Below are 22,019 nucleotides of genomic sequence, written 5' to 3' on the forward strand. Positions count from 1 at the left end.
AGCAACCATTAGTGTATAAATCCCATATCAAAAGTGGTGGGTTAATTAAACCAATTCGAGGGGTTCTGCATGACTGAATTAGTAAAAACAAAACTGGCTGTAGCTGAATCAAACTCTACTGAATTAGAGACACTTAAAGTTGTTATTGATGATGGTAGTAAAGCGGCAAAACTGGTTTGTGTTAACAATCAAGGTGACCTTGTTCCCTTATTGACTCAAAATAGTTTCGTTGCAGATTTCCGGGTAAGCCATGACGGGCTTATTCCGTTTAATTACCTTATTGATGGCCTTCAACGATTCTCTCATCACAGTGAATCTAGTAATGCCCTTGAAACTACCGACGTTGCGCATCAGTACGATGAGATCAGTCGTCTGAATGTTCACCATGCTCTTCATTCCTCTGGTTTAGAGCCGCAGGATGTTCATCTCTATGTAACATTGCCACTTAGTCAGTTTTATACCGCTTTGGGTGAAACCAATGACGAAAACATCCAACGGAAAAAAGACAACCTGATGAAGCCGGTTGAACGTTATATTGATGGTAAGCGTGTTTCATTTAATGTTGTTTCAGTTACCGTGTTTCCTGAGTCACTTCCGGCGGTAACTCGTGCAGATGAAATTGAGTTAATTGAATCTTTTGAATCAAGCCTGGTTATCGATTTAGGTGGGACAACACTTGATGTAGCAAGCATTACTGGTCAGCTGGAACAGATCTCCCGAGTCAAGGGTTTTGACCGTATTGGTTGTTCTATCGTATATGATGAAGTCCGTCGTTATCTGGATTCTTCAAAGCTGAACGCAAGCTACGCGTATATTCAACACTTGGTCGACAATCGTGATAACAAAGCCTCACTAAAGGTTTCTTCCGATGATCTTGATGGTGTCTTCCAAGCCGTAAATAGTGCCGTAGCGCAACTTCAAGAAAAAGTGATCAAAGCAGTCACTCAGGTGGAAGAACGTCCGCACAATGTATTCCTAGTCGGTGGGGGTTCTTACCTGATTGAACCGGCAGTGCGTGAACATTTTGATAAATCGAAAATCATCATGGTAGATAATCCGCAATTCGCTCTCTCACTGGCTATTGCAGATACTGTTTTTGCGTGATGATGGTTTTGTAAAGGGGGGGGGGTATGACAAAAAAAACTGAGAAGGAAAACGATCGCATCCAGATTAGCGCGTTTTGGTTATCGGAAAGGCAATCTCCGTATGCCTATAATTTTCTAAAAAAAAGTGACTTAACACATCGTGGCGAACAGCTTTCCATAATAAGGTCTGCAATCACTACGGGGTTAGTGCTAAATAACCTCTTCCCCGAGCTATCAAGTTTTATTAATGGACTGAATGAGAGATTAACGGCTGCTGATCTAAATCGGTTTTTTAATGATGAATTTAAAAAGAGTGATTTAAGTAATGAACAGTTGAAAGAACAAATAAGTCTTATGCTTGATTCGAAATTCAACGATTTAATTTTAAAGATTAATAATTGCAAGAATCCTGCTGCTGTATTTTCAACTAATTGTCAAACTGATGTCAGTGATGCAGTAAAGCCTGAGACAGCAAAGGAACAGCGGTTGGAATTAATGTCTACAGAACTGGCCAAAAACTCCATGCCTGTGACTGTAGAGACCTTGCCGCCTGTTGCGATCGCAAATCAGAATGATTCAGTTCTAAAAACTAATCTTGGTTCTCCGGACGTTAACTTAGCTCAAACCGAAACCATGGCGCTCAGTGAACAAGCGCAAGTGCAGGGTGTGACAACAAAGCAGAAGAAAAGGGCAAATGCAAACCTCGCAAATCTTGCAAAGTAAATATAGAAGTATCAATTGATTAAAATTTGTAATCTCTCAAAAAAGTCAGCTTACCAGCTGGCTTTTTTGTTGGTATATTATTAGTAGATGAGGTTGGATGGTGAACCGGTTACATGTAGTTAATGGAACACTCAATGCTGCATAGCAAGTTAAATAATTTCGTAGAATTATAGATCCAACTCAAAAACTCATTATGAACCTCTTTGGTTGTTTCAGGTCTAACCAGTTTGTTTTATGAAACCTAATTTTAGTTATGTATACTACTAAAAAAAAGGTGGTTTAGCTCCTGTTTATGGTTGTTCGTTTGCACGATTTAAGAACAGGTGTTAAAACGGGTACAGATTTGTCCTAAAGTATTGGTTGAAGTAAGAAATATCTTACTAAAATTGGTACTTATTTATTATTTTATGTAAAAAATCTCTATGCTTTACTGGTCAAGTTAGGTTTTTTTGTTACCCTAGCACCCTATGATCCTAAGAGTTTCTGCCGTGCAATCTGGATGAGCATAAAGAAACTAACGGCATCATGTGTAACTGTTTGATTATTATAATGAAGGCTGACTGAATGTTATCACGCAACTCACTAATACATGGTTTACGTCGAGATCAGTTAATCGAAGTTCTGTCTATTTCTGAATTCCCAGTTGTCCTGGTCGAGAATCCCTTCATTCAGCCTGAATCAACGGGCAAAAAACCTGTAATTTTTAATATTGATGAATTTCATGTTTCTATCGCTCCAATTTCCTCCCTTAAGTACGACTGGGAATGGGCTCCAATTGATACAATACTCATCGAAGTGGTCATTCCACCTGCGGAAGCAGACCTCGTAAGCGCCGAGAATGATTTTCTTCGCGATGCGGGTATTGGCCATATTCAATGCGAGCCTGGTGGTGTATCGATACGCCGTACAGTGACATTTGTTGGTGGTATCACCGCCGACAATTTGCTGTATCAGCTTAGGCTTATGTGCGTGAGTGCTTTACACCTGATTGGAGAGGAACTGGAGGATGAAAGTTAATTACAAGAAACTATTACCTCTGGTAGTGCTCGGTTTAACAATTGCGGGGGCTTACTCGCTTTTCAACGCAAGACCGGCGGAGCCCGACTTGTACGATTTTACTGGCAAAGTTCTTAAAGCCACGTCTGTTTTCCAACCCTGTGATAAAGAATCCACACCTTCGTTAAACGTTAAAATTGCAGATAACGGAAACATACATATCAATGGTGTTGCATCAAAAGTTACTTTTGTTGAAAAAGTTTCGCCTGATGAAATTTCTGTTAAGTGTGCTGGGTTACCAATCAAAAATGCTCGGCTTGTGCATACGAGCTCTTACACCATGATAATTTCGGAAGGAAAAGGTGGTTTTGTTATTTCGGATTTGATACGCATCCAGGATAATGAAGTCATCTCCGGTATATGGTTCTTTAAGAAGAGAGCATAGCAATGAAAGAACTGGAAGCTATTGGAACGAAGGCTCTACGGGCTAGGGTCTTCAGCCAGTCAGTGGCGATGGCATTTGAAGTGAACGTCGACATAAGTCGGTCTGCTGATAATTCAGCCTTCATAAGCGAGGCTGAAAAATATTACCTTACTCTCCAATTCGCCCCTCCGGCTGACAATAGAGAATATGGGTGGAATTCAGAGGGAAGTATTCTCATGAAACTATCCCAAAACGAAGCCATGGCGCTGGCTTCTGTCTTCCTGAGAATTAAACCTACACTTAAAATTGAAAAGAGAAAAACCACGCATCGCACACACCAGGCTTACAAAAATATCACTATCGGCCCAAATGACCGTGGGGGCTTGTTAGTCACGTCAGGCATTGTTCCGGTCGAAAGGGGTTCATTTAAACCCATAAATTATAATCTTCCCGTAACGCAAATGGATTGTGTTTCAACAGGACTTTTTTTGCTTGGATTCTTGACGCTTAAGATGCCATGGGTATCCTCAGAATCGATAATAACTGCTCTGCGCCTTTCGGAGTCGAAAAGCTGTCAGTGAGTTAAAAATCTTCAATTTTTAGCAAAAAATTAATATTTTTTTTTCCTCTTAACGAACAAGATTTCAGATTTTTTTATCGTAGAGTAATTTTAATTCTGCGTAAAAAAAACAGGTGTTCGTCATGAGAAAATCAGGTTTATGTTTAACCCTGTTGTTTTCTTTAATTGCCTCGATTAAGTCGGTACATGCCGAGGCAATTATGATTTCCGGAAAACTCCAGGCTGATATGCCTGCCGTCACGTTTAATCCCGGCCCGGGCGATTTTGTTGCATTCGTAAACAATAATATAATTACTGCCTCAGGCTCTGGAACCGCATGTAATGTGACGGTTGATGATCGTGCGACATCAACGGTGGATAATCTTGTCTGCTTCTTTGAGTGGCTTCCAAATAGCTCTGGATTTACTGCTAACGGGTTCACGTTAACCGGGATTCCAAACAGCTCAGGAGACCTAAAACTCCCTTACAAAATTTCCTATTTTTCCGGTACAGAAAGGCAAAAAGTAGAAGTAGTGAAAGGGGAGTATACAGTTAATGCTCTCGTACCGGTTAAACCGACGATCACCGGCCTAAAGTCGTCTATGAATGGGCTGGTTCAAGAGGGTTACACACTTAAATCTTATATTAAGGATGAAGTGATCAGGAGTTTTGCCGTCTCAGTAGAACCCCGCAATTTTGTGCAATATATTTCTATCGGATCGGGTTCTGCCTGTGAAGTCCCTATTGGTGGGACCAGTTGCACGATCGATGTAGGAAGTATTAAAGTAAGTGATTCGGATTTATTGATAGGTTCACGGGAAATAACTGTCACCGCTAATTCGAAAAATAATTACTTTGCCCCTCCTGAAGCGCAAAAGCTTACGCTGACCTGGGACTACCGTCCTCCTGTTGTTGACCATACTCTCTGGAATTTCACTGATGAAGCTAAAACTATCAGTATTGGCGGTCAGCAAATCTATACCGGCGCTAAAACGGTAGCTGTAGCCGTCAAAGTGCCCCAGGAAGAGACTGAAGGCGAGTGGTGGCTACCAACAGCTATGACGCTGACGATGGTGCCGGACGGGGTTTTCAAGCCGACAACAAAAGTAACTTTGGATGACGGTACGGTTATCGACTTTAAGCAATCCTGGGTAACACCGATACGGCGTACCCTCCAGCCCGTGAGCGGACCCCAGAAGGTCGGCGATGAGTATCTGTATATCTTTGACTTAACAGACCTGACGAATGGCTCTTATGCCGCCACGTTCACTATAGAGAATACTAGCAAGAATACGTCTACGTACAATGAGCCCGAAAGCAAACTGATGCTTTCTGATAACCCCACACTCATGGTACTTAAGGATGGGGCAGCGCTGGCAAAACGAGCACCTGTTTATTTCTTAAATGAAATTATTGTTGCCGCATTCCAGGGGCAGGCCGGGGTTGCGGATATTAAAGCCGTTACTATCGATAACAAAGTTGTTGAACTCACCCCAACGAACTACAAAGGCATTTATTATCTGCCGGTGGGGGATGATCTAGATGTGAATGCTGACCACGAAATCACAGTCGTGGCGGAAAACCTGTATGGCAAGATTGTGACATTCAATACCACTTTCACGTATCAACCGACAGGGTTTGCGCTTAAAAACTTAGAAAAAGACGTCACCTTGTATTCTCGCGTTCGGCAATATACCGATCTGATGAGTCAGACAGCCGGTGATAAATGCACTCTCTTTACTACGGAAGAGAACGCGCAGGCTTATCTTGAGTGGTATGGCGGCAAATCTGATATCACTGCCTGTTACCCTCAGTGGAACAATGTACCGGACGGGCTTGAATTTTACTTTAAAGGCAGGACGCCAGGACTTACGGGGTTCTTCAATAAAACTGGCGAAAACCTGCTCGATTACCAAGTCTATATGATAAACGGTAGAGGCTCTAAAGCTGTGTCGGCCAAATACCGCCGCGTATTGACAACTCAACTGCCATATAACCCAATCCTTACTTACAAGAAAAAAAAGTTGGTAACTGGGATCAACCCTAACACTGCACTAGCGTACACGACAGGTGGGGAAGCTGCTCGCCTCTTGGCAAAAGTGGTACCTGCTGATGTGACAGTCTATGTTTCGCAAAACGGGGGTGAGAACACAAAAACGACGTTTAAAAACCGTTCATCAAACAACGATGCAACTACATTCGTTCAGCGTCTGAAAGTAGCCGCAGCCCCACTGTGGACGAAAAATGTATTCGACATTGCTGTAGAGTACTCGAAGGACCCGACAATGCGGACCGCCGATACACTTAACGTGTATACGGTCCCCGACTTCAGCATTCGGGCTACGATGGAAGTCGAAGACAAAAAGACGGCTACTACAATGGAATTACCGTTGAAGGTGTCAGTTGGGCGCTATAACAATTCAACTCGCAAAAGCTCATTTAGCCGGACGACAATGGGTGACTGGGATGTAACCATTTACGCTCAGAAAAGTATCTATGGTAAAGATCCAGAAACAGGCCGTTTTAAAACGACGTATGAACGTACCCCATTAACCGAGGCATTGCCGGTGAATGATGCCGGGGTAGTCGAAACAAAAATCAAAATCGAGAATATGGACCTTGGGAACATGCGTCTTGTCGGGATAGCTAAAGTCCGTTCGCCTTTCGCTGATTTTGAATTGACCCGGGAAACAAGTGCGGTCGGCATACGTGTGTATAAGGGTGAAGAGCTGGAGGGTAATCTCTCAAAGAGCCTGATTATCGGCCGTATCCCGCTCAGTACGCTTGTGAACTTCAAATCGGCCAGCACAGCTAACTCTGATGCGCTTGCTCCTACCGAGTGGCAGGAGTCGTCAGACAATGGGCAGACATGGACGATGCTTTCGGACATGACTGGGAAGAGAAGTATTTCAATCAGAAAAACTGACGTCGGTAAGTGGCTCTACAGGGCCAAGATGACCAACAAGTTTACGTCAAAAGTGTCTTATAGCGACGTGCTGACAGTTGTAACGTACAAACAGCCTAAGCTAAGTATTGATGTTGCGGAAATTCTTGAAGGCGATGATTTACCAGTCTCGTTGCTGGATAATGATGAGCCGATTCCGCAGGGTACGGCTGAAGTAATGTGGTCGGAAGATAAAATTAATTGGGTCGCGGGTGACACTACCTATACCGTGACTGCCGCTGAGAAGCTTCCGCCAACTATCTACGCCCGGATGCGCTATCTGGATTCAGACGACCTGGCTGAAGAGTCCTCCTGGAAAGAGACGTCTGCGCGGTTAACGGTCGCTAAACCCAAGCGCCTTTCCGTTTCAGTGAGCAGCATTTCAAAGGTAGAGGTGGGAAGTAAAGTTACTTTAGATGGTAAATACTCCAACCCGAACAGTCGGTACCAGAACGGAAATGACGTCATTGAAGAATGGACTGCCCCTGACGGACAGAAAATCAGAGGGCCTAAGTTGTCGATGACGCTGACAGAGGAGATGCTGGATAAGCAAGGCTATGCGGCATTTACATACAGTGCATGGCTCGCTGACAGCAAGGAAAGTACCATTTCCACGCGGAAAGTATCGATTAAGTCCTGGGTGTATAAGTTCCCTGAAATGAAAGTCAGTACGAAGCTAAAATACACTATGGCCCCGTCGACCTTACACGTCGCCCTGACCGGAATAAAAGACGGTGACTATCCGGGAGTAACTTATTCACGGGAGTGGATCTACGATAAGGAAAATATCTCCATTTCAAAAGATGAAGGAGATACGAAAGAGTTTGCAATTGCGAAGCCGGGTAAATATACGTTGATGATCGTTTTCCGCGATAACCGTAATAACGAACAGCGTATTGAAAATACCTTCGTCGTCGATGAGCAAACTCCGATGACTGTTGAAATGACCCCAAAATTCTCTAATAAGTTCATGAGGGCTCCTCTTGATGTCACACTAAGATCTAATATTAAACTGGCGCACTCTGCTGACAGTATTGATACGGTGACGTATAAAGTAAATGGAGAGGTTGTCCAGGGTAGTAAAAACTATTGGGCTCAGGGAATTCCCGGTCTTACTGAGAAAAAATATGAAATCACGCTGGATGTTGTCAGTAAAATGGGACAGCGTGGTACAGCATCAGTAGATTTTGATGTTGTAAAAAACGCCGCTCCGCAATGTGTGCTAAGCCATACAGAATCCAATATGAGCTGGAGTTTCACAAATAAATGTGTCGATACTGATGGCAAACTGGTTCGTTATGAATGGTATATCAATGATGAACTAAGGAATGTTTTTGGCAGCACTGCGACACTATCGAAAAATCTTAATCGTGGGAAGCAAGATATCCGTGTAGTCGCATATGATGATAGTGGAGATTCAGCAACACAGCGCACGGTCGTATATGGCCCAGATGAGGAAAAATCAAAGGCTGTAGAAACAACTGGTACATCGCAGTAAGACAAATTTATGTACTGAAATAGAAGCCGGGACAGTAATGTCCCGGCTTTTTGTCTTTGGTCTTTTGAATTGATTTCGTCGGAAAAGTTACTTTGCATGAACGGTGATACAAGTCTCATGAATCACCAATCAATGGCAATAATGAAAGAAAAAGAGGGGCGTAAATTATCAGAAATAACTGGCTTTGTAGAAATAATGACGGTCCAAAACATGGATAATAGGTATTAAGGTAATGTAAAAATTAGTCCTTTGGTTCCGGTATCTGAGAGAAGCAGGTTATGAGCGAATACATACCTAAGAAGCGTGGGTTACTGAGTTTTGATTGGTACGTGCCGATCAATTTGGCAATTCTGATACTGGTACTGGCCATCTTCTTTACTCGATTTACATTTGGACATGGGCTATTAAATGGTTGTTTACCTGCTGATTTTTACATGATTGACTTGAAGGATAAATCTGTCAAGGCAGGAAACATCATTGCATTTCATATGCCAAAATCAGTCCGATTTATACGTGAAAATGAGAAGGTTATTAAAATTGTGGCGGGGGTAGGCGGAGATCGCCTAAGAGTCACAATGGATGGCGTTTATAACGGGAGCAAGTTTTATAAAGCTAATGCCAGACGTATTTCAATGAAATACAACATACCTGCTGAGTCTATTGAAAGAGAATTAACTATTCCGAAAGGAGAAGTTTTTTTAATTGGCCAAACGGATCACTCATGGGACTCACGATTTTGGGGGCCGGTTAAGTTGACTTCAGTTATTGGGAAAACATATGCGATCTATTGAATTAAAAACAACGATTAAGCCTCTGGCCACCTGCCTGGCGTTTTACGCCTTGATGTCCACCGCTACGGCTAGCCCCCAGTATCAACAGGTTGCTGACGACATTGCTAGGCAAGCTCAAGTATTGGGCGCTCAGTCAACGCCGCCGGAAACAGCAGAAGGCCCGCTCTCGTCAGGCTCTCTGGATTCTCCGGATGTCCAGAAGTACGTCCGCCAGGCTGAAGCTTTGAAGCAAAACAGGGACATCAGTCAGCCAACGAATCGGGGCTATGTACCGGGTATGAATGCTGACAGTGTGCAGGCGGTTATCGATCATACTCAGGCTATACGCGCTCAGAATAATAATTCTGAAGCAGTTAATGACATTATTCGCAGACGTGATGAAATTCAGGGAAATATTCAGCTGAACGACTCAGCACTGAAGTCTGTCGAAAATAAACCAGAAGTAATGCGCAGCCAGTCGACGAATATCGAAAAAATGTTTGGTACCTCAGGGATCACCGCCGCTGACTTCGAACGAAAAATAGATAGCAGACGGGAAGAGGTGCTTTCGACAGAAAACGGTATCACTATCTTTGCGTCATTTAGCCTGCCTGATTACGTCCTAGAAGATCTACTCCGTACCGCGTCACAAAATAAGGCGAGAGTGGTTTTTAATGGTCTGAAGAAAGGCACGACGCGTCTTCCGGAGACTCAGGCTGCAATCAATCAGTTGGTGGTGAAGGGGAAGTTTGACTCTCCACTGATTACGATTGACCCTGATGCGTTTGACCAGTACCAGGTCACGCAGGTCCCGACAATTATCTCCCGTGAGGAATCCCGATTCGCTAAAATGGTCGGTTCGTTTAACGTTGATTTCTTCCAGCGAGAACTGGCCAGAAATCCCGATCAGGATATTTTACCTAATGCTGGTACGACCTATCCGGTCGAAGAGAAAAGCATTATTAAAGAGCTCGAAGAGCGAGCACAAAAGTATGACTGGGAGGGCGCCAAGAAGCGAGCTGTTGCAGACACATGGAAGAACCAATTCATGGTTAATCTGCCTCCGGCTCAGGAGCACAAGGAATGGTTAATTGACCCGACTATCAGGGTCACTCAGGACGTGAAAGATAAGCAGGGCCGCGTCATTGCTTCTGCGGGCGAGCTGATTAACCCGCTGAGCAGGTTCCCGCAGAACCTCACCATGATAATTTTTGACCCATTGAATCCGGGGCAGCTTGATTGGGCTGAGAAGCAATATCGCCAACTTCTTGGCAGCGGACAGGTTATGCCGATGTTTACGCGAATTAAACAGGAAAATGGTTGGGACCATCTGAATGATCTGCGCGAGAAATTTAACGGGAAAGTATTCAAAGTCAATGAGCAAATTATTTCCCGCTTCCAGATTAAAAACACTCCAGTGTTGATTTCAACTGAAAAAGATAAATTCCGGATAACGCAATTCAGTGAAGCTGAAATACGTGGTGTTGGAGAAAAAATCTCGGCAGAGGAGAACTGATATGAAGATCGGATTTATTTTAGGGGCGCTGCTGGCCACATGGCTGACTCTGAATTACCCGGACCTGATGAGAGAGTATTTCAACAAAGTGGTTACGTATATGGAAAGCGTGACAACATTCATTACTAAATAGTGAGCGTGCCGGTGAAGAAGCTAAAAAAGTTACTTTTGGAAATTTTGGTTGCTGTCATGCTGTCATTTTCCCTGCCTGCAATGACCATGGCCGCAGATACCGGCGTCCCGGGAGCAATGTGCCAGTCAGCTGGTGTGTGGCAGGGACTAATCAAAAATATCTGCTGGAGTTGCATCTTCCCGATGCGGATCATGGGAATTGGTGCGGCACCTGAAGGTGCCGCACCCTCACGCCCCGGCTGCTATTGCACAGACCAAAATGGGATAGCAGAAATCGGATGGCAGTTAAGTTTTTTCCAGCCAGTTAAAATCGTAGAAGTAGTGAAAAGCCCATGGTGCAGCCCATTTTTGGAGGGAACCATGTTGCAAAAATCACAGTTCGATATTGGCAAGAGCAATACTAACCAGCCTATGACTGCTACAGAAGCCGGATTCTACGACGTACATCTCTGGGAATTCCCGATCATGACAATGTTGAAATTGCTGATAATCGGTGAATGTACAGCAGAACCTTATATTGATGCCAGTCTGACGTATATCAGCGAAGTTGATCCAATGTGGGAAAGTGATCTGTTGACGCTCGTGCTGAACCCCGAAGCTGTGGTATTTGCAAACCCTATTGCCTCAATGGTATGTGCTGCTGACTGCGTGGCAGTGACTGCCGGAAAGGATAATTTGGCTGCCTATTTTTGTGCCGGTTGTGATGGTAACTTGTACCCGCTTACAGGGCACGTCTATGCGAATGATGATGCCGTCAGAACCAGTTCCCTTATTACACAACGACTACTAACTAAGTTACATCGGCAAGGAATGCTAATGAGAACAATGGGAGCAGATGCAATGTGTGAGAAAACATGGGAATACTTCACTCCTCGTTCACAATATAGACTTTCAATGCTTTACCCAACGCCAGAAGCTAAAGGGCCTGATTGCTGCCATAGGCTTGGTGACTCCGTACATGATTGGTCAACGCTGAAAGGTGGACGAAAGAAAATAGGCATAGATAATTATGTCTATATGCTATGGAGATATAATGACTGTTGCGTGCGTTTTAATCCCGGCGCTTAATTGCAGGAGGCTTTTAATATGAAAACTAGGAAATTAATTGCTTCAACAATTATTGCGTCTATGCTCGCAAATACTATGAGTTGGGCATTTTACGTTTCGCTCATTAACATGGTTATGACACCAAAAATATACGCAGCTGATGCGATATTTGATCAGTTGGAAAACAATTTTGACCTTGCGAACCCCAACGCAAATCGAAATGCAACAACAAGTGCTCAGGATATTGTAGAGAAGTACAAGAATGCTGATTCCGGGGAAAACCTGAGCGGAAAAATATCAGATAAATATGTAGGTAAAGCAGATTCAATAAACTTAGACGTTGGGAAGTACGGGGCGCTGAACTCAAACGAAAGTGTTATGAGTAATGCTGCATCTGACGGCAAGTCGATCGGTAAGACCGTACAGTTACCGAGCATGACGGGCGGTACGATCAACTCTAATTATACGAAAGAGGGGGCAAAGTTACTTTCCAGAGACAGTAGCGGTAACATTGGTATAAGTAACAACACGAATACAACGGCAGGAACCAAAACCAGTACAGGAGAGCTATTCAGCTCAGAGCAGAAGCACAGTGATATTCAGTTTAATTCCGGTGGCCGGTATGGAGATGAGGATGGATTCATCAATGACATCAAAAATCGAAAAAGTCAGCTGTTTGAAGCGCAGAGTTACGATGGGGTTGCCTACCGTACACTGGTGAATGCAAATAAAGACAACCCAGCATCTAATATTAAACCTAACGACCCTATGTTCAATGCTGGCCGAAATGAAATTGGTAATGCTGTAGCCGGTACAGGCAACTGGCTACAGAGTTGCAATACGGAAACAAAAAAACAAACTATTACTACACACTATCCAGATTATAAAGAGTTTTACTGCAACTCACCCAAGAAAGATAACTTTAATAGTTGCACAATAACTCGTGATTTTTCCGTACCTGTTTATATCTCAGGTGGTAATGGTGATATGTCTATGTGCGGGGATAATTGTGTGAGGGTCTGGTTCGGCAGAAGAGACGACAACTATTGGAACGATGGAGTATATGACAACTCATTAACCTTAAAATTTCATCCTGATGCAAAGCTTGCAACTGCGAAAATAATTAATGCAGAGTGGGATGATCATATGAGGGTCACGCTTGATGGAACGCAGATTTTTGCTCACATAGATGGAGAATATAGAAGTAGCAATTATCCATCACCACAAGGGCCATGGGAGCTGAAAAAATCATGGAAGCTTGACAAAGTCTACGATATTACCGACCAGGTAAGAAACTCTGTATATCAGGAGGTGGACCGTGAAGTGACAATGGCGTCACGCGTTTGGGTAGGTGGCGGTGGGGAAGGCTATTTTGAAGTTGAGCTGACTTTTGAAAATATGAAGCTGGAGGATAAACATATACAGGAACCCGCAGGTTGTTTTGATGCAGTACAAACGCCGAATTCATTCTGTCGGTTTGACCGGTTTGTGAACATGGATGTCGGTACAAAGCGGCTCCCGGAAACTGTGCTTAAAATGGCCACACCGCTTTATAAAGGCGATACCGGGTTCTTAACCTGGAAAACAAACCTTGAAGGTTACTTCTGTGATCCCCTGGCGAAGGAAAAGCTGTGCTCATATGATGCGAAGGGAAACATCATGAAAGACGCCGCAGGAAAAGACCTCTGCTACAACTACGACGACATTAAAAATATGCCTGACGCTTGCGGCACATATAAAAATGATGCTGCGTGTGTGCTCGATACACAGACTTGTGCAGAAGGTTGGTTCGATGAAGGCACAAATACATGCTACATGTATGAGCAGAAATATACGTGTGACAGAGGTAAGGACGTCGTCAGAGAGGTAGAGTCACAGACTAACGCCTGTGTAGGTATGATCCCATGTTCTGGTGGAACATGCGAAACCGGCCCAAAAGAGGAAAACAATGATTTTGGGAAAGTGGCCGCGTACTCAAACATGGTTCAGTACATGCAGGGTGAGGCAAAATGCGAAGATCCCAACGACCCTAATTCCTGCTCCGTCTTTGAGGGGAAAGCAGAATGGTGCGGCAGGTCCGTTGGTTTTGTGAACGGGCTGGCCAAAACAGATTGCTGCGAACAGCCACAGGGTACCGCTGGCTCACTAGAGGCGATTATGCTGGCTGGGTCGATGATCCGAAACACGAACTGGACACGAGTGAATGCTCAGCTGGTAAGCTGGACCGGTGGGGAGAGTGGAACCTGGGCTTCAATGGCTAACTCGGTTGGTGAATGGACAGCATCGGCAGGTAAAACTGTTGGTCAGATGTGGAACAATGTCACCAGTTCGCTAACCAGCGTCTACGAAAATGTGGCCGGTAACCTTGGGCGAACAGTAGGTTCATCCACTGCTGGTGGAAGTGGTCAACTTGCTAAGGAGACAATGAGCTCTTTCGGGCTTGGTACCCTTAAGAAGATGGCCATGGAAAAAGCATATGACTTGCTTCCCGATACAGTAAGGGACTTCGTTTTTAAAAATGTAGCGACAACGGGTGGCGAAGTAGTCTTTTCAGCAGCAATTCAAAACTTTATGCTTGCATTAAATGTCATTGGCTGGATTTATACCGCATATCAAATAACAAAAATGTTGCTTGAAATGCTTGTGGCCTGTGATCAAAAAGAAATGGAAGCGTCTATTCATAAAAATCAGAAATCCTGTTTCACACTGGATACTGAACGCTGTGTTAAATATCTCAATATGGGATTTACAAAGAAGTGTGTTAAAAAAGCAACAGACATGTGCTGCTACAATTCAATGTTATCTCGCGTGATTATGCAGCAGGCGTATCCTCAACTTGGAATAGATCCGGTTGCTTCGAGTTGCGTTGGATTATCAATTAGTCAAATACAGAGATTAGATTTTGATAAGATCGATTTAACTGAATGGATTAACGATGCCGTCCAGGTCGGAGAAGTTCCTGATCAGTACGCTACATTCTCCGAGTCATCGATAACAGAAAATTTGCCATTTAAAAATGAAAATTACCAACTTCCATCCCAAAGAACGAAAGAATCAATGGGTGGTGAGGATAATATGATAAAAGCTAGACAGGAAAATAATCAGGCAATTAAAGAGGAGAATGTGGACTGTAGCTATCTACCACGGCCCGCGATTTGTGAAGTTGGGTCAACTTATGTAGACCCAATTACTGGGAAGGAATTACCAAAATACTAAATGTAGGGGCTGTAAAGCCCCTTTATTTTTATTTTGCTTTAAGAGTTTTTTCAGGGAAACCCTTCTGACCATATTCTCCTGCGAAAAGATAATAATCTTTACCGTTAATAGATGCAGCAACGCCACCTGGGGTAGTGAATTTTGGACTGTCAGAACGGAAAATAATACCTGAGAAGTTAGTACTAGATTCATTGCCTTTAAATGGAATGAATACGTAACGAACTACTGAATAATCACCGGCAGGTAGATTAAGTTGAGGGATTTCAGATCCAGACGCTGGGCGAATAACCTGGAAGCTGTACATGGACTTAGTCGGCATTACGTCGGCAGCTGGCTTTGAAGGGAGGTCGCAGGTACTCCATTTATTCATCACTGCCATATCAATCTTGCATGAAGCCAGAGCCGCACTTTGCTTCGAAGGATTGAACCCGAGTGCCACCTGTGACTCTTTGGTGTGATTATAAACATATGCAGCACCGGCACGTACTAAGCTTTCATCGTTATAAGGAAGTTTTTTAGGGTTCGGGACAAAGACGACGTATTGGTTAACCTGGATATATTCAGCGTCAGAGGAGCTGTACATTGATCCCAAACTCATAATACTTAATCCACTGAGCCCTCCTGTAACATAGCCCATAGAGCCACTAATTAGCAGTTTGGAAAGCAAGTTATCTGCATCGCCACCCGGCTGGACTGTTTCTTCATTAAAAGTAACGTCAAAACCGGCCAAAGAGTAAGCATTTTTGGCTACCGAGTCTTTAGAATTAGCATGCCAGTAGAGCCCATGAGTGTCGCTGTGCTGTGCAGAATTCGGGGTTTTACCAGCATCCCGGGCACAACCAACCAGCGATGCACTGGCAACAAAAGCAGAAACCAGAGATACAAAACGTTTAGTTTTCATTTGAGACCCTTCTTTGAATGATTTTTTTGTCTAGAAGCATTATTTCATACTCGTCAGTTTCTCAAACAACCAAAATGCAGAAAAAATGAAAAAATGTGAAGCGAACAAAAACCAGCCTTGTAAAGAAAAATCCCTCTAAATTAAATCGTATAATCAGTGGGACTAAATATTCAGAGGCTTTTATGGGTAAACCAACAGATGAGCAAAGGGTCATCATTGAAAATGCAAACGCAAATAATATGGTTATTGCAGCACCAGGGTCTGGGAAGTCATTTACGATGATCGAGGCTGTGATCTCAATCCTCAGGCAGTTCCCATATGCCAAGGTTGGAATGGTCACATTTACTCGCGCTGCAACAAATTCATTGGCTGAAAAGCTGAAAAGTCGGTTAAGTAAAAAAGACCAGGATAGGGTGCTGGTAAATACTTTCCACGGCTTTATCCGGATGCAACTGGACATGGTCAACTGGAAGGGCAAGATGCTGATTAGCTCGGCACAGCGTTCTGTAATTCATCGTGCGTTAAAGGAGTCAGGCGCGCCTTTCCGTTACCCGGAAGCTGAATTTGCTATTGATGCGATTGGAAGGGAAATGGATACAGACATCATTTCAGTTCGCCATACGCGTCAACAAATCCACTTGTTCAACACATACCAGGCAATATGTCAGAAAGACCACGTAGCTGACTTAAATGCACTCTCACGTTTTGTCGTGGGCCAGATGCACTCAGGAAAAATGCAGCCACTAAATTTGACGCATTTAGTTGTAGATGAGGTGCAAGACACCGACTCGATTCAGTATGCCTGGATCGCACTACATACAAGGGGTGGTGTTAACACGAGCATCGTAGGGGATGATGATCAGGCAATCTATTCTTTCAGGGCCTCCGGCGGGGTAAAAATATTCCAGCAATTTGAAAAACAATTCAGGCCAAACATATTTTATCTAAATACCTGTTTCAGGTGTGAACCAGAAATTCTTAAGGTTGCAGGGGCATTGATTGAAAAAAATGTTTACAGATACGTTAAGGATCTGCGTTCAGCTAAAAGTGGTGGTGGAAAAGTTAATTTCCGCTCATATGTTGATATGGATGAACAGATTCAAGGCATCCTCAATCTAATTAACCAAGACCCAAATGGCTGGGCAATCCTTAGCAGAGGTAATGCACATCTTGATCAGCTTGAAAGCCTCATAGAGCAGCCGGTTCTTCGTTATGGAGGCAAGTCCTTTTGGGATGAGAAAGAGACGAGCGACGTACTGCATCTGATGGCTTTCTTTCGGCAGTCCAACGATGTTCGATTAATGAAGAGGGTGCTGGCGCTTTTCGGTGAAAATGAAGAAGTTTTGGATCAAACAGCATTTAGCATGAAAGGGAGAAAAGTAACTTTTGGTGAACTGAGCATCCCAGATGCAAGTTCCCTGGAAACAAGAACACTTCACTCAAACTTCACCCGGTTTACACAGGAGACTCGGGATAAAGTTGAAATCGAAAAGCGCTTCGCAAATCTGATTAAATGGATGGAATTGTCATCAATAAAAATGAGGACTCAGAAAGGTTCACCTTCACTGACACGAATTGCGTTAGATACCTGTAAGCAATGGGCTGAGAAAAATGGCTGGCAAAACATGATAAATCGAGCTGCGGCGATGTGTTTGGGGCCTAAAAAGAAGGATGAGGAATATACGCCGGATAAAGTAGTTTTATCGACATTGCATGGTTCGAAGGGGCTAGAATGGAAAAAAGTCATTATTATGAGTTGCAATGCTGACCAGATCCCAAGCAAGAGATCAGTGGGGCAGGAAGCGATTGAAGAAGAGAGAAGACTTCTATTTGTAGGATTTACACGAGCAGAACAACAGCTGCATGTAATGTGGTACGGTGATCCGTCCTTCTTTTTAAGCGAATGCGCCGAAGAAAAATTGAAAGAGGCAGCGAATATGAGAATAGAATCAAATTTAACAGAAGAATTTTCCAATCAGTATTTACAATAATGACTCTATGTTGTATAAGAATATTGAGCTTTGTATTATCGCTCCCACATTTCAAGTAACTGACAAAAGTTACTTTGCGCATTAAGCGCGGATTCAGCCGTGAAAAGCGGCCAGCTTACTTAAGCTGCAAGGCACCACCGGCAAAATGTCACCTTTGTCGCTGGTGCCTTTCCTATGCCCGTAAAAAGGCAAACCGAATTTACCAAATCGTAACTAATTTAGCTCTTGATTGAGCTATTTTCGTTGCGTACTTCTAATGCCAGAAAGTATAAATCAGGCGGTTCATAGCTTACGGGAGATGAATGACAGGCTTTGCCTTTGTGTTGGAATATTCCATTATTCCTTCCTTCTTACTATATATAGGTGACCCCAAATGTCTAAAAGCAAAGCACGCAGTAAAGCCCTTCTTCTGGCCTTCGCCGATCTGATTCCGGATATGGACAAGGCAGTTAACAAGAAGTTATTGGAATCTCTGATTATTTACTCAGGGCATGATAATGACCTTATTGTTATTTTGAATGAAGACGGACCAACTATAATTGAACTGAACTCTTTAAAATCGGTTTCTATGCTGGCCCAAAAGCTTTCAGCTTTTTCAACTTATTATCATGTAGAAATGCAGCAAATTCATGTCAATCCAATTGACTTTGAGAAGGCTTATAAGCTACTCAAAGAAGCACCTGCAATTCCCATGTTTAAAACTTTAGCTGAACTGGATAAGTTTTTAAATGAAGAGTTTGAAAAGTATGGGTTGAACACATTCCTTGATGTGGATGACCTAGATTATTCACTCGATAAATCCAGAGAGTTAAAAAATGATCAGTTGATTGCCTGGGTTTCTGAAATTATTGTGAAGCGCGATAAATTAGCATTGCGTAATCGCTTTAATGAAGTGACAAAGGCACATTATGAAACTGTAGATGCATTGTATGCAGCCGTCCGTCCCTTAATGAAAGAATTAGGTTTTCCTGATGAACTCATGCTACATACCTTTAGTGAATTGAGCGTTTTCGATTCCAAAGGCTGGGACCATGCTATCAAATCTAAAATTGAATTTCTCACAAAACGAGAAGCGCAATATTTAGATGACAAAATGAAGGCAGAAAAACGGCAGTTAACAATTGATGAACTTTTGACTCAAGTCAATAGCGCTAAAACAGCTAAAGAACCAAGACCTTTTGGTCAGACGTTTTGTTTTGCTGTTCTTGGCATGATGTCATTGATGTTCATTGTAAATAAATTTATTTAATCCTGTTAAGGGGGAACCCTGACAGGGCTTCTCTTTGATTAAAATGAGGAGAGAAGAAATGTCACATCTTGAATATGTTAATGAAGTTAAAGTGTCCGGGATAGTTATCAGTGCAATGGAGAAAGAAATGACTGACGGTAACGTTGGGTTATTAATAAAGCTCAAAAACAGAATGAAGACTGAAATTAATGGTGAAATCGCTGAGAGAGAATTTTCTATTCAAATCAAAGTGTCACCAGAAATGTATTCAGGCTGTTTCACTGGTATAAATCAAGGTGATGAGTTAATGGTCTCCGGTTATCTTGTTGTGGATATTGTCACGTTGGAAGGGAGAGAGCACCCTCTTGACTACATGAGAGTCGTTGCAACAAGTAAGTTAGCTCACATACCTAAACCCCCCAAGGGTTTTGGGCAAAGTAGCTTTAGACAGATCTGACATTTAAACCACCCTAAAGGGGAGAAATCCCTTCATGGGAGATCTCCCTTTGGAGGCCCCATGAAACAAAAAATTAGCTCGACATCATTTATTGGTAAACAAATGGATTTTTTCTCTATATTCGATTTTGAAGAAGAGGAAAATGAAATAATACCCATAGTTGAGTCTCCGCTTGAATATATAAATAATGCAATAGCCCAAAAGCAAAGCATGCAATCAGAAAAAAAACATTCTGGCCCGGAACTGGTGCCTCATGTGTCGGATGATGTTGCATTGCTAGGTCATTGTTCCAAATTACTCAACAATCAAATTCTGCATGGAATTAGTTTTGCTTCTGAAACTGATTATCTCTTCACTTTAGAAGAATACAATGCAGAATTAGGTGGTCTGGTTATCGACTGGGCTCCTGAAGATGTATATCAGTTATACGTCGTCGCAATGGAAGAGTCGTTGGAAAACGTTAAATATCTTGTCTTTACAAAATCACTCTATACAACTGATGAATTCGGAAATATCAAAGTGAATCCGCTTCTTGAAGCAGAAACACGTTGGTATATGTCGCAGTCATTTGAGCTTACATGTGCCACTCATGGTATAGATGCTATTGAGTTTAGGTCAGAGCTTAAAAAAAGCTTGTATGAATACACGCACAGTTTTGAAAGTGAAAATGTTAAATTATCTCAATATCATCAGGATAAAGAGATTATTTTGCATGATTGTAAGGAAGATATGGGATGGGATATCTTTTTCGACCGTGACTATTTATTGGCAGAAAATAAACTGGCAGTAAAATGGACTGATCGGGATATAATGGATGTCTATTCTAAAGCATTTAAATCAACAATTAATTTGTTTGAAAAACTTGTCGTAAATAACAAGTTAACATTAAGGGATACATCAGGTTGGGTTATCGTAAACCCTACATTTGAGCGCCAGTTCGAATGGATTGAATCTGAAGTATTCGAAATTGTAGGGACTCATCTTGGTTACAACGTTGATGCTATCAGAAAACAGATGGTTACAGCGTGTAAGATGACCTTCAACTAATATGCCACTGGCAAACATCTGCCAGCGGGCGGTGTTTGCATTTTACCGGAGTTTTAAAAATGACTAACGCCGCAACTATATTAGAAACCGAAAATTCATTACTGGAAGAAAATATTGGTAATCTGTTACCCGCAAATGTTATATCTACAAAAGCATATGCGAATAAGGAACAATATTACCTGGTTAAGGCCAAAGATTTGTTTGGTATTCCTGAAATGTCCGAGGATATGATAGTTCCAGTATTTAAACGTTTATCTCCACATCGTGCAAACCTGAATAAGGATTATATACCGAATGCTCGTATACTTGAGCAAGTAGTACAATTGCTCGTAAGTAACGATATAGATTTAAGTGTATGCCTGAAAGGGGAGTCTGGTTCTGGTAAGACTGAAATGGCAATGTACATTAGCCATATGCTGAATTGGCCGCTAACCATAAAGCAAATCAACAGTAATATTCGTGCTGATGAACTTGAAGGTGAGCGTAGTCTCATTAACGGAAACACCAGTTTTGTGCCCAGCGAGCTTGTAACGGCGTTTCAGGAAGGCCACCTCATTCTTCTGGATGAAGTGGACAAGATTGACCCTGATACCGCCGCGAAGCTGCATATGCCTATAGAGCGTAAGCCCTGGTCACTAGCCGCCAACGGTGGCGAAGTGGTTAATGCCAATAAGTTTACGCGGTTTATGGGTACAGCAAACACAAACATGAGTGGGGGATCTCGTAAGTTCGTTTCATCACAGCGGCAGGATGCAGCGTTTATTAAACGCTTCCTGATTGTGGAGATGGAAAGGCCTTCAGAGGTTGCATTAACCAACGTTTTGCTTAAACGCTACAATAGCCTGCCTATGCTGGTAATTGAAAAATTCGTTTCGGTAGCCGTTGCAGTAAACAACATAGGAACTGAAGACATTGTAATGGATATTCGTCAGCTTGTGGCATGGGTTGGAACGTCGATGACGTTAAAGACCATGTCCTTACTGGATACGTTTAAAATTGCTTTTGCGTCGGCTCTGCCTGCACATGCCAGTGGTATGGTGCTGGAAGCCATCGATTTAAAACTCGGTGACGATAAGAACCGTACAATGGAGTATTACACTGCAAAAAAGTAGTTATAGATGGGACGAGTTATCAGAAGGCTGAATGCCTTGTGACAGACTTTGCTCATCTTTCGTTTTACGGTTTTTTGAGTGCAGACGGGGATGAAACTTTCGCGATTGCACAGGAAGGAAATCAATATATAGGTCTTAAGCAGCACAATAATGACTATTCATTTATTTGTTATCAAGATTGTGACAAAGATATGGAAGCCATGATTAAGGGCCTTGAATCAAAAGGATTCATGTATCAAGGAAGTATTCAATCGACGTCTGTCGAGAGTGAATTTCCTGGAATTCTTTTAACAACACTTGAGAAGTAATAATCTTAACCCTATCGGGAAATCTTTCCCGACAGGGAGGTTTTCCCATTTTTTTAATCTGGAGA

At 42.7% G+C, this 22,019-nt stretch carries 17 protein-coding genes; 16 read left to right on the plus strand and 1 reads right to left on the minus strand.

What is annotated here, in order from left to right; genetic code table 11:
* Positions 1-69 precede the first annotated feature (69 nt).
* The 10 genes from parM (at position 70) to trhN (ending at position 14,910) form a co-directional block, all read left to right on the plus strand.
* A complete protein-coding gene (gene parM, locus C3406_RS17820) occupies positions 70-1,104 on the plus strand; it encodes a plasmid segregation protein ParM domain-containing protein (RefSeq protein ID WP_015063116.1) in 1,035 nt (344 codons plus the stop codon).
* A 26-nt stretch (positions 1,105-1,130) separates the two neighbouring features.
* Positions 1,131-1,808 (plus strand): hypothetical protein, encoded by a 678-nt coding sequence (locus C3406_RS17825; protein ID WP_103826495.1) that lies wholly within the window; start codon positions 1,131-1,133, stop codon positions 1,806-1,808.
* A 564-nt stretch (positions 1,809-2,372) separates the two neighbouring features.
* Positions 2,373-2,825 carry a hypothetical protein gene (locus tag C3406_RS17830; protein ID WP_015063118.1) on the plus strand — a complete coding sequence of 151 codons (453 nt, stop codon included), beginning with the start codon at positions 2,373-2,375 and terminating at the stop codon, positions 2,823-2,825.
* On the plus strand, positions 2,815-3,249 hold the full coding sequence (locus C3406_RS17835) for a hypothetical protein (protein ID WP_022652166.1): 435 nt from the start codon (positions 2,815-2,817) through the stop codon (positions 3,247-3,249). Before C3406_RS17830 ends, C3406_RS17835 begins: the two co-directional genes overlap by 11 nt.
* A 2-nt stretch (positions 3,250-3,251) precedes the next feature.
* Entirely contained in the window at positions 3,252-3,809 is a 558-nt protein-coding gene (locus C3406_RS17840) for a hypothetical protein (protein ID WP_022652167.1), read from the plus strand.
* Positions 3,810-3,930: 121 nt separating this feature from the next.
* Positions 3,931-8,229, plus strand: a complete 4,299-nt coding sequence (gene rsp, locus C3406_RS17845) for an IncHI-type conjugal transfer protein RSP (RefSeq protein ID WP_103826496.1) — start codon at positions 3,931-3,933, stop codon at positions 8,227-8,229.
* Positions 8,230-8,507: 278 nt separating this feature from the next.
* Positions 8,508-9,020 carry an IncHI-type conjugal transfer protein TrhF gene (trhF, locus tag C3406_RS17850; protein WP_015063122.1) on the plus strand — a complete coding sequence of 171 codons (513 nt, stop codon included), beginning with the start codon at positions 8,508-8,510 and terminating at the stop codon, positions 9,018-9,020.
* Positions 9,007-10,515 (plus strand): IncHI-type conjugal transfer protein TrhW, encoded by a 1,509-nt coding sequence (gene trhW / locus C3406_RS17855; RefSeq protein WP_015063123.1) that lies wholly within the window; start codon positions 9,007-9,009, stop codon positions 10,513-10,515. Before trhF ends, trhW begins: the two co-directional genes overlap by 14 nt.
* Before the next feature lie 144 nt (positions 10,516-10,659).
* Positions 10,660-11,715, plus strand: a complete 1,056-nt coding sequence (gene trhU, locus C3406_RS17860) for an IncHI-type conjugal transfer protein TrhU (RefSeq protein ID WP_199182742.1) — start codon at positions 10,660-10,662, stop codon at positions 11,713-11,715.
* Positions 11,716-11,733: 18 nt separating this feature from the next.
* Positions 11,734-14,910 (plus strand): IncHI-type conjugal transfer protein TrhN, encoded by a 3,177-nt coding sequence (gene trhN, locus C3406_RS17865; RefSeq protein ID WP_015063125.1) that lies wholly within the window; start codon positions 11,734-11,736, stop codon positions 14,908-14,910.
* Between the two features lie 28 nt (positions 14,911-14,938).
* On the opposite strand, the gene C3406_RS17870 is transcribed toward trhN, so the two are convergent.
* Positions 14,939-15,811, minus strand: coding sequence for a hypothetical protein (locus tag C3406_RS17870; RefSeq protein WP_015063126.1), 873 nt, complete (start codon positions 15,809-15,811; stop codon positions 14,939-14,941).
* A 182-nt stretch (positions 15,812-15,993) separates the two neighbouring features.
* Between C3406_RS17870 and trhI the strand changes: the two genes are divergently transcribed.
* The 6 genes from trhI (at position 15,994) to C3406_RS17900 (ending at position 21,954) form a co-directional block, all read left to right on the plus strand.
* Positions 15,994-17,802 carry an IncHI-type conjugal transfer helicase TrhI gene (gene trhI / locus C3406_RS17875; protein ID WP_015063127.1) on the plus strand — a complete coding sequence of 603 codons (1,809 nt, stop codon included), beginning with the start codon at positions 15,994-15,996 and terminating at the stop codon, positions 17,800-17,802.
* A gap of 373 nt (positions 17,803-18,175) precedes the next feature.
* Positions 18,176-19,051 (plus strand): hypothetical protein, encoded by an 876-nt coding sequence (locus C3406_RS17880; RefSeq protein ID WP_015063128.1) that lies wholly within the window; start codon positions 18,176-18,178, stop codon positions 19,049-19,051.
* 58 nt (positions 19,052-19,109) lie between these two features.
* The gene (locus C3406_RS17885; RefSeq protein WP_022652171.1) at positions 19,110-19,487 is read left to right on the plus strand and encodes a hypothetical protein; all 378 of its coding nucleotides are present in this window, start codon (positions 19,110-19,112) and stop codon (positions 19,485-19,487) included.
* 60 nt (positions 19,488-19,547) lie between these two features.
* Positions 19,548-20,534: a hypothetical protein gene (locus tag C3406_RS17890; protein WP_040113305.1), complete on the plus strand. Its 987-nt coding sequence runs from the start codon at positions 19,548-19,550 to the stop codon at positions 20,532-20,534.
* Between the two features lie 59 nt (positions 20,535-20,593).
* On the plus strand, positions 20,594-21,646 hold the full coding sequence (locus tag C3406_RS17895; protein WP_103824215.1) for an ATP-binding protein: 1,053 nt from the start codon (positions 20,594-20,596) through the stop codon (positions 21,644-21,646).
* Between the two features lie 38 nt (positions 21,647-21,684).
* Complete coding sequence (locus tag C3406_RS17900) at positions 21,685-21,954, plus strand: hypothetical protein (protein WP_032610391.1); 270 nt, start codon at positions 21,685-21,687, stop codon at positions 21,952-21,954.
* Positions 21,955-22,019 lie beyond the last annotated feature (65 nt).

Origin of the sequence: Leclercia sp. LSNIH8 (genome assembly GCF_002920195.1) — a bacterium.
GTDB lineage: Bacteria > Pseudomonadota > Gammaproteobacteria > Enterobacterales > Enterobacteriaceae > Enterobacter.

What these genes read in the sequence shown, in the direction of transcription:
- C3406_RS17830 (WP_015063118.1), top strand. Translation starts at nt 2,373, where the DNA reads ATGTTATCACGCAACTCACTAATACATGGTTTACGTCGAGATCAGTTA.
- C3406_RS17890 (WP_040113305.1), top strand. Translation starts at nt 19,548, where the DNA reads ATGAAACAAAAAATTAGCTCGACATCATTTATTGGTAAACAAATGGAT.
- trhI (WP_015063127.1), top strand. Translation starts at nt 15,994, where the DNA reads ATGGGTAAACCAACAGATGAGCAAAGGGTCATCATTGAAAATGCAAAC.
- trhW (WP_015063123.1), top strand. Translation starts at nt 9,007, where the DNA reads ATGCGATCTATTGAATTAAAAACAACGATTAAGCCTCTGGCCACCTGC.
- trhN (WP_015063125.1), top strand. Translation starts at nt 11,734, where the DNA reads ATGAAAACTAGGAAATTAATTGCTTCAACAATTATTGCGTCTATGCTC.
- C3406_RS17835 (WP_022652166.1), top strand. Translation starts at nt 2,815, where the DNA reads ATGAAAGTTAATTACAAGAAACTATTACCTCTGGTAGTGCTCGGTTTA.
- C3406_RS17870 (WP_015063126.1), bottom strand. Translation starts at nt 15,811, where the DNA reads ATGAAAACTAAACGTTTTGTATCTCTGGTTTCTGCTTTTGTTGCCAGT.
- trhF (WP_015063122.1), top strand. Translation starts at nt 8,508, where the DNA reads ATGAGCGAATACATACCTAAGAAGCGTGGGTTACTGAGTTTTGATTGG.
- parM (WP_015063116.1), top strand. Translation starts at nt 70, where the DNA reads ATGACTGAATTAGTAAAAACAAAACTGGCTGTAGCTGAATCAAACTCT.
- C3406_RS17840 (WP_022652167.1), top strand. Translation starts at nt 3,252, where the DNA reads ATGAAAGAACTGGAAGCTATTGGAACGAAGGCTCTACGGGCTAGGGTC.
- C3406_RS17880 (WP_015063128.1), top strand. Translation starts at nt 18,176, where the DNA reads ATGTCTAAAAGCAAAGCACGCAGTAAAGCCCTTCTTCTGGCCTTCGCC.
- C3406_RS17885 (WP_022652171.1), top strand. Translation starts at nt 19,110, where the DNA reads ATGTCACATCTTGAATATGTTAATGAAGTTAAAGTGTCCGGGATAGTT.
- C3406_RS17895 (WP_103824215.1), top strand. Translation starts at nt 20,594, where the DNA reads ATGACTAACGCCGCAACTATATTAGAAACCGAAAATTCATTACTGGAA.
- C3406_RS17825 (WP_103826495.1), top strand. Translation starts at nt 1,131, where the DNA reads ATGACAAAAAAAACTGAGAAGGAAAACGATCGCATCCAGATTAGCGCG.
- rsp (WP_103826496.1), top strand. Translation starts at nt 3,931, where the DNA reads ATGAGAAAATCAGGTTTATGTTTAACCCTGTTGTTTTCTTTAATTGCC.